Genomic DNA, 6,901 nt, shown 5'->3' on the forward strand with positions numbered 1-6,901 from the left:
CGGATCGTCGCCGCCGGCGGCGCTCGCCGTCGCGGCGACGCCGGCCAGGGTCGCCGCCCATAGCGCAGCCTCATCGTCCACCGACGTGACCGCACCGTCGGCAGCGAGGCGGAAGCGGACAATGCGGTCCTTCAACGCGCCTGCCGCCATCTCGAAGCGTCGGCCGGCATCGCCGCCGCTATCCTGCCAGACGCGGACCAGCGTCATCTCGGCGACCAGCGCAGCGCCGTTGCGGTGGAAGATCAGCCGCCGTTCCAGCTCGTACCGCCGGGTGACGCCGGACTGAGCCCGCTCCTGGTGGATGACGACGCGATAGGGGCGGTCCAGCGGTGGGTTGAAGACGGGCGAACGACTCGCCGCGGCGAAAACCGCCCATGCCAGTATCGGCAGCGGCACGATCACAGCCGTGAGACGGCCGGCCCGCTCGTCCTTGCGCCGCCGACCGCGTGGGCGGCGACGACCGTGGCGATCAGCAACAGCGCGGCATTGGCCTGGTGCGCAATCGCGAGGTCAAGGGCGACGCCCGACAGCAAGGTCGCGATCCCCAACGCGATCTGCAGCGCCACCAGCGCGATCACCGCTCGCCCGGCGGTCGACCCGGCCCGGTGCGCCCGCATCGCCAGCCAGACCAGTCCCGCCGCCGCCGCGAACGCGAACCAGCGGTGGAAGAACTGGACGACGATCGGGTTGTCGATCGCGTTACGCCACGCCGGCGCGAGCATCGGCGTGCCCGCCGGGAACAGCGTGTCGCCCATCAGCGGCCAGCTCGCAAAGGCATAGCCCGCGCGCAGCCCCGCCGTCAGCGCCCCGAACGCCAGCTGCACCGCCAGCAGCGCCATCGCCGCGACCGCCACCAGCCGCAGGTGGGCGGGGGCGGCGAAGCGGTTCCCCGCCAGCGCGCGCAGGTCGAGCGCCGTCCAGACCAGCCCGCCCAGCGTGAACAGCGCCGTCAACAGGTGGATCGCCAGCCACAGCGGCGCGACCTCGGTCCGCGCCGACAGTCCCGAGCGGACCATGATCCAACCCAGCGTCCCCTGCAGCCCGATCAGCGTCAACAGCGCGAACAAGCGCAGGCCATAGCCCGCCGGCACCTGCCGCCGAGCCGCGAACCACAACAGCGGCAGCGCCACCGCCAGCCCGATCACCCGCCCGAGCAGCCGGTGCAGATATTCCCAGAAGAAAATCGCCTTGAACCCCGCCAGCGTCATGCCGTGGTTGAATGCCTCATATTGCGGGATGCGGCGATAGTTGGCGAACTCCGCCTGCCACGCCGCGTCGGTCAGCGGCGGCAGCGTGCCGCTGACCGGCCGCCATTCGGTGATCGACAGGCCGGATTCGGTCAGCCTGGTGATGCCGCCGATCACCACCATCGCCACCACCAGCGCCGCCACCAGCCACAGCCAGATCGACAGCGCGCGCGGGCGGGCGGTGGTCATGAAGGCGGCGCTGGGCAGGAGCATCGCCGGCCGATACTCCTTCGTTCCGGCGCGGCCAAGCGCCGACTGAACGGGTCGAATGAAACATATCCGTCATCGGCGGCAATCGACACGTCACGATCGCTGGGATAGACCGCGCCGATGGCCGACCTCCCCCAGACTCCGCTGCTCGACGCGGTTTCCACCCCCGAAGACCTGCGCCGACTGAAGCCGGATCAGCTGCGCCAGCTCGCCGACGAGCTCCGCGCCGAGACCATTTCCGCGGTCGGCACGACCGGTGGCCATCTGGGGTCGGGACTCGGTGTGGTGGAGCTGACCACCGCGATCCACTATGTGTTCGACACCCCGCGCGACCGGCTGATCTGGGACGTCGGCCACCAATGCTACCCGCACAAGATCCTGACCGGCCGCCGCGACCGCATCCGCACCCTGCGCCAGGGCGGCGGCCTGTCGGGCTTCACCAAGCGCAGCGAGAGCGAATACGACCCGTTCGGCGCGGCGCATTCGTCGACGTCGATCTCGGCGGCGCTGGGCTTCGCGGTCGCCAACAAGCTGTCGGGCAAGCCGGGCAAGGCGATCGCGGTGATCGGCGACGGCTCGATGTCGGCGGGCATGGCCTATGAGGCGATGAACAACGCCGAACAGGCGGGCAACCGGCTGGTCGTCATCCTCAACGACAACGACATGTCGATCGCGCCGCCGGTCGGTGGGTTGTCGGCGTACCTGTCGCGGATCGTGTCGAGTCGCGAATTTCTTGGGGTGCGCGAGCTGCTCAAGCGCTTTGCCAAGAAGCTGCCGCGGCCTTTCTCGGAAGCGGCGCGCAAGACCGACGAGTTCGCCCGCGGCATGGCGATGGGCGGCACGTTGTTCGAAGAATTGGGCTTCTATTATGTCGGCCCGGTCGACGGCCACAACCTCGACCAGCTGATCCCGGTACTGGAGAATGTCCGCGACGCCGAGGAAGGCCCGATCCTGATCCATGTCGTGACGCAGAAGGGCAAGGGCTATGCCCCGGCCGAGGCGTCGGCGGATAAATATCACGGCGTCCAGAAGTTCGACGTCATCACCGGCACCCAGGCCAAGGCACCGCCGGGGCCGCCGCAATACCAGAACGTGTTCGGCGACGCGCTGGCCGACGAGGCCGACCGCGACCCGACCATCGTCGCGATCACCGCGGCGATGCCCGGCGGCACCGGCGTCGATCGCTTCGCCAAGCGCCACCCGACCCGCGCCTTCGACGTCGGCATCGCCGAGCAGCACGGCGTCACCTTCGCCGCGGGTCTTGCGGCGCAGGGGATGCGGCCATTTTGCGCGATCTACTCGACCTTCCTCCAGCGTGCCTATGATCAGGTCGTGCACGACGTCGCGATCCAGAACCTGCCGGTGCGCTTCGCGATCGACCGTGCCGGGCTGGTCGGGGCCGACGGTGCCACCCATGCCGGATCGTTCGACGTCACCTATCTGGCGACGTTGCCCAATTTCGTGGTGATGGCCGCGGCGGACGAGGCCGAGCTGGTCCACATGACCCACACCGCCGCCCTGCACGACACGGGCCCGATCGCGGTGCGCTATCCGCGCGGCAACGGCACCGGCGTTGCGCTGCCCGAGGTTCCGCAGCGGCTGGAGATCGGCCGCGGCCGCCTGGTGCGGGAAGGCAAGACGGTCGCCATCCTGTCGCTCGGCACGCGGCTGGGGGAGGCGCTCAAGGCCGCCGACGCATTGGAAGCGAAGGGGCTGTCGACCAGCGTCGCCGACCTTCGCTTCGCCAAGCCGCTCGACGAGGCGCTGATCCGCCGCCTGCTTACCACCCATGAAGTCGCAGTGACGATCGAGGAGGGCTCGGTCGGCGGCCTCGGCGCGCACGTCCTGACGCTGGCGAGCGACGAGGGGCTGATCGATGCAGGCCTCAAGCTGCGCACCATGCGCCTGCCCGACCTGTTCCAGGACCAGGACTCGCCCGACAAGCAGTATGCGCAGGCGGGGCTGGATGCGGCGGCGATCGTGGAGACGGTGTTGACGATGCTGCGCCACAATAGCGCGGGCGTGAGCGAGGGCGCGCGGGCGTAAGGCGGCAGGTCAGGTGCGACCCGCTGCAGCCTTGTAGACAGCGTTTCGATCGCGCCGCCCGACCGCAACCACGATGACCGTCACGACAGCATCGTCGACGCGATAGACCAGTCGGTATCCGGCTGCGCGCAACTTGATCTTGTAGCAGTCCGGCAGGCCCGCCAGCCGATCGCCGTCGACGCGCGGCGTATGCAGCCGCTCGGCCAACTTCTTCTTGAATTGCTCTCGCACCGTCGCGCCTAGACCATCCCACTCCTTTCGGGCGCTCGGCAGGAAGGCGAGACTATAGCTCATCAAGTGTAGCGGCGACTGGCGTCTCGTCGGCGCGCGCCCGCACGATCGCCGCGAGGTCGGCATCCTCAAGCCGGTCTACCAGTTCCGCCCATGCAGTTGCAGGCACCAGATACGCCGATGGCTTGTTGCGGTTCAGTATGGCGATCGGAAAGCCTTCCGCTGCGGCGATCGCCGCGCTGGGATTTTTCTTGAAATCGCTGATGCTGATGCTGGCACCGGCAAGAAGAGGCTCGACCATCATGGTGTCCTGACCTATTGGATGACCTGTTCTTAGCTCATCTGGTGTTACGGAGCAATGCTCAAGACCCGCATTGACCAACTCCTCGTCGAGCGCGGCCTTGCCGAGTCGCGCACCCGCGCGCAGGCGCTGGTGATGGCGGGGCTGGTGTTCGCGGGCACGCGCAAGATCGCCAAGCCAGGTGAGCAGATCGCGGCCGATACAGCGGTCGAGGTGCGCGGCCGCGACCATCCCTGGGGATCGCGTGGCGGCGGCAAGCTGGCGCACGGGCTTGACCATTTCGGCTGGGACGTCGCCGGCGCGGTGGCGATCGATGTAGGTTCGTCGACCGGCGGCTTCACCGACGTATTGCTCACCCGCGGCGCGGCGCGCGTCTATGCGGTCGACAGCGGCACCAACCAGCTCGCGTGGAAGCTCCGCCAGGACGCGCGCGTCATCGTCCTTGAACAGACCAGCGCGCGCCTGCTGACCGCCGCGCACATTCCCGAGCCGGCCGACCTCGTCGTCTGTGATGCGAGCTTCATCGGCCTTTCCAAGGTGCTCGAACGCCCCTTGTCGCTCGCGACGCCCACCGCGCGGCTGATGGCACTGGTCAAGCCGCAGTTCGAGGCGGGGCGCGACGAGGTCGGCAAGGGCGGCGTCGTGCGCGACCCCGCCGTCCATGCCCGCGTCTGCGCCGAAGTCGCCGCCTGGCTGACCGCCGCCGGCTGGGCCGTCGAGGGCGTCACCCCCAGCCCGATCACCGGGCCGGAGGGCAATGTCGAGTTCCTGCTCGCGGCGTCCCGTTCCGGTCCACCCTGACGAAGCCTGTTTACGCGCGCGCCATCGCCCGCCAGAAGGGCATCCGTCACAGGCGTCCATACCGAGGGCGCGCGACGAAAGGACCGACGTGGGCGGCATCGCTTCCAAGGGCCAGCTGAGGATGTCGCTGCTGCGCTGGGCGGCGGTGATCGTGCCGCTGATCCTGCTGCTCGGCTTCGCCTCGGGGCGCTCGGTGCCCGCGGGTAGCGACAATGGCTGGTATCTCGCGCTCCACAAGCCGGCGGCGACTCCGCCGGACTGGGTGTTCCCGGTGGTGTGGTCGGTGCTGTACGTGATGATCGGCCTGGCACTGGCGATGATCCTCAACGCGCGCGGCGCGCGGGGCAGGGGGCTGGCGGTGGCGCTGTTCGCCGCCGGCTTCGCGCTGGCGCTGGCGTGGCAGCCGGTGTTCTTCGGCGCGCACCGGATCGGGACGGCGCTGCTGATCATCGTTGGGATGCTGATGCTGGGCATCGCCACGGCGCTGGCGTTCGGCCGCATCCGCAGCGGTGCGGCGTGGCTGATGGTGCCGTATCTGGTGTGGGTCAGCATGGCCGGGGTGCTGACCTGGCAGGTCGGCCGCATGAACCCGGACGCCGGCACCCTTGTGCCCGCCGCGCATACCTCCCAAATGTTGTAGACCAATCAGGAGAGTATCAGTGCAGGCCGAAAACCGTCTGTTCGACGATTTCGTCAAGTTCGTGAACGGGGCCGCCGGCACCCTTGCCGGCATGGGCCGCGAGGCGGAGGCTGGTGCCAAGTCGCGGGCGCGCGAATGGTTCGGCGGCATGGACTTCGTGTCGCGCGACGAGTTCGAGGCGGTGAAGGCGATGGCCGCCGCGGCGCGCGACGAGGCCGACGCCCTGAAGGCCCGGCTGGACGCGCTGGAGGCTCGCGACAAGGGACCGACCCCGCGGGCGTGAGGGCCTCCGCTTTACGAGCGCCAGGCGGTCTGCGATGATCGGTTGATGCTGGACTCGCACGATCACGAGCAAGACGCCGCCGCCCCGATCGAAATGCTGGAGGCCTATTACGCGGCGCATGGCTGGGAGCATGAGCGCAACGACGATGAGATCGTCGCGACCGTCAAGGGCAGCTGGACCAGCTATGAGCTGCGCGCGATGTGGCGCGAGGACGACAGCGTCCTCCAATTCCTGGCATTCCCCGACATCAAGGTGACCGACGACCGCCGCACGGCGGTGTACGAGACGCTGGCGCTGGTCAACGAGCAGCTGTGGATCGGCCATTTCGAGCTGTGGGCGTCGAGCGGCATCCTCCTGTACCGCAACGCGGCGATGGTCGACGGCGATGAGGAGGGCACGATGTCGCTGGGGGCGGCGGAGCTGCTGATCGAGTCCGCCATCGACGAGTGCGAGCGCTTCTATCCGGTGTTCCAGTTCGTGCTGTGGGGCGGCAAGACCCCCAAGGAAGCGCTCGCCGCGGCGATGGTCGAGACGCAGGGGGAGGCGTGACGCGACGTTGACGGTGCGGGAGGACGGGCTGTGGCTAGTCGGCTGCGGCAACATGGGCGGCGCGATGCTACGCCGCTGGGTCGCGGCGGGTTTCGACGCGGCGCGCATCGCCGTCATCGATCCGGGAACGCCGGCCGTGCCGGAAGGAGTCGCGGTGATCCCGGCATCGGCCGAGGCGATCCACGCACATAGCGGGGGCGGCTATCCCGCCACTATCGTTCTGGCGGTAAAGCCGCAGCAGCTGGTGGCAGCGGCGCGAACGCTCCTGCCGGCGCTCGCGGGCCAGCCGGCGCTGTTGGTCTCGATCCTCGCGGGAGTGGAGGAAGCGACGCTTCTCGCTACCTTCGGTGCCGACGTGGTCGTCCGTGCCATGCCCAATCTGCCGGTCGCGATCGGTCGCGGCGTGACCGCGCTTTACACCAGCAGCGACGATCTGGACGCACGCGCCGCCGCCGAGGCACTCGCTACGCCACTCGGCCATGTCGAGTGGATCGATCGCGAAGATCAGTTCGATGCGGTGACGGCGCTGGCGGGCTGCGGGCCGGGCTTCGTGTTCCGCTTTGCCGACGCGCTGGCGGCGGCGGGCGCGGCGC

General features: G+C 69.1%; 10 protein-coding genes. 6 read left to right on the plus strand and 4 right to left on the minus strand.

What is annotated here, in order from left to right:
- Together HUU96_RS08880 and HUU96_RS08885 are read right to left on the minus strand one after the other, a co-directional pair.
- Positions 1-396 (minus strand): hypothetical protein (locus tag HUU96_RS08880; protein ID WP_174292470.1); only part of this gene is annotated, 396 nt, incomplete at its 3' end.
- Positions 397-398: 2 nt separating this feature from the next.
- Entirely contained in the window at positions 399-1,460 is a 1,062-nt protein-coding gene (locus tag HUU96_RS08885; RefSeq protein WP_254605150.1) for a COX15/CtaA family protein, read from the minus strand.
- Between the two features lie 117 nt (positions 1,461-1,577).
- Here HUU96_RS08885 and dxs point away from each other — a divergent pair, with 117 nt between their 5' ends.
- Positions 1,578-3,503 (plus strand): 1-deoxy-D-xylulose-5-phosphate synthase, encoded by a 1,926-nt coding sequence (gene dxs, locus HUU96_RS08890; protein WP_174292471.1) that lies wholly within the window; start codon positions 1,578-1,580, stop codon positions 3,501-3,503.
- 9 nt (positions 3,504-3,512) lie between these two features.
- Here the strand turns inward: dxs and HUU96_RS08895 are convergent, their stop codons facing one another.
- Both HUU96_RS08895 and HUU96_RS08900 read right to left on the minus strand, forming a co-directional pair.
- Positions 3,513-3,860: a type II toxin-antitoxin system RelE family toxin gene (locus HUU96_RS08895; protein ID WP_438827073.1), complete on the minus strand. Its 348-nt coding sequence runs from the start codon at positions 3,858-3,860 to the stop codon at positions 3,513-3,515.
- Complete coding sequence (locus HUU96_RS08900) at positions 3,787-4,038, minus strand: type II toxin-antitoxin system Phd/YefM family antitoxin (protein WP_254605151.1); 252 nt, start codon at positions 4,036-4,038, stop codon at positions 3,787-3,789. The genes HUU96_RS08895 and HUU96_RS08900 overlap by 74 nt, the downstream gene beginning before the upstream one ends.
- Positions 4,039-4,092: 54 nt before the next feature.
- Here HUU96_RS08900 and HUU96_RS08905 point away from each other — a divergent pair, with 54 nt between their 5' ends.
- The 5 genes from HUU96_RS08905 to HUU96_RS08925 all read left to right on the plus strand — a co-directional run.
- The gene (locus HUU96_RS08905; protein ID WP_174292473.1) at positions 4,093-4,836 is read left to right on the plus strand and encodes a TlyA family RNA methyltransferase; all 744 of its coding nucleotides are present in this window, start codon (positions 4,093-4,095) and stop codon (positions 4,834-4,836) included.
- A gap of 121 nt (positions 4,837-4,957) precedes the next feature.
- The gene (locus tag HUU96_RS08910) at positions 4,958-5,476 is read left to right on the plus strand and encodes a TspO/MBR family protein (RefSeq protein ID WP_174292478.1); all 519 of its coding nucleotides are present in this window, start codon (positions 4,958-4,960) and stop codon (positions 5,474-5,476) included.
- 19 nt (positions 5,477-5,495) lie between these two features.
- Entirely contained in the window at positions 5,496-5,759 is a 264-nt protein-coding gene (locus HUU96_RS08915; protein ID WP_174292474.1) for an accessory factor UbiK family protein, read from the plus strand.
- 45 nt (positions 5,760-5,804) lie between these two features.
- A complete protein-coding gene (locus tag HUU96_RS08920; RefSeq protein WP_174292475.1) occupies positions 5,805-6,308 on the plus strand; it encodes a YbjN domain-containing protein in 504 nt (167 codons plus the stop codon).
- Positions 6,309-6,321: 13 nt separating this feature from the next.
- The coding region (locus HUU96_RS08925) for a pyrroline-5-carboxylate reductase family protein (protein WP_254605153.1) at positions 6,322-6,901 on the plus strand (580 nt) is incomplete at its 3' end.

The sequence above is a fragment of the Sphingomonas bacterium genome (assembly GCF_903644135.1).
Lineage (GTDB): Bacteria > Pseudomonadota > Alphaproteobacteria > Sphingomonadales > Sphingomonadaceae > Sphingomonas.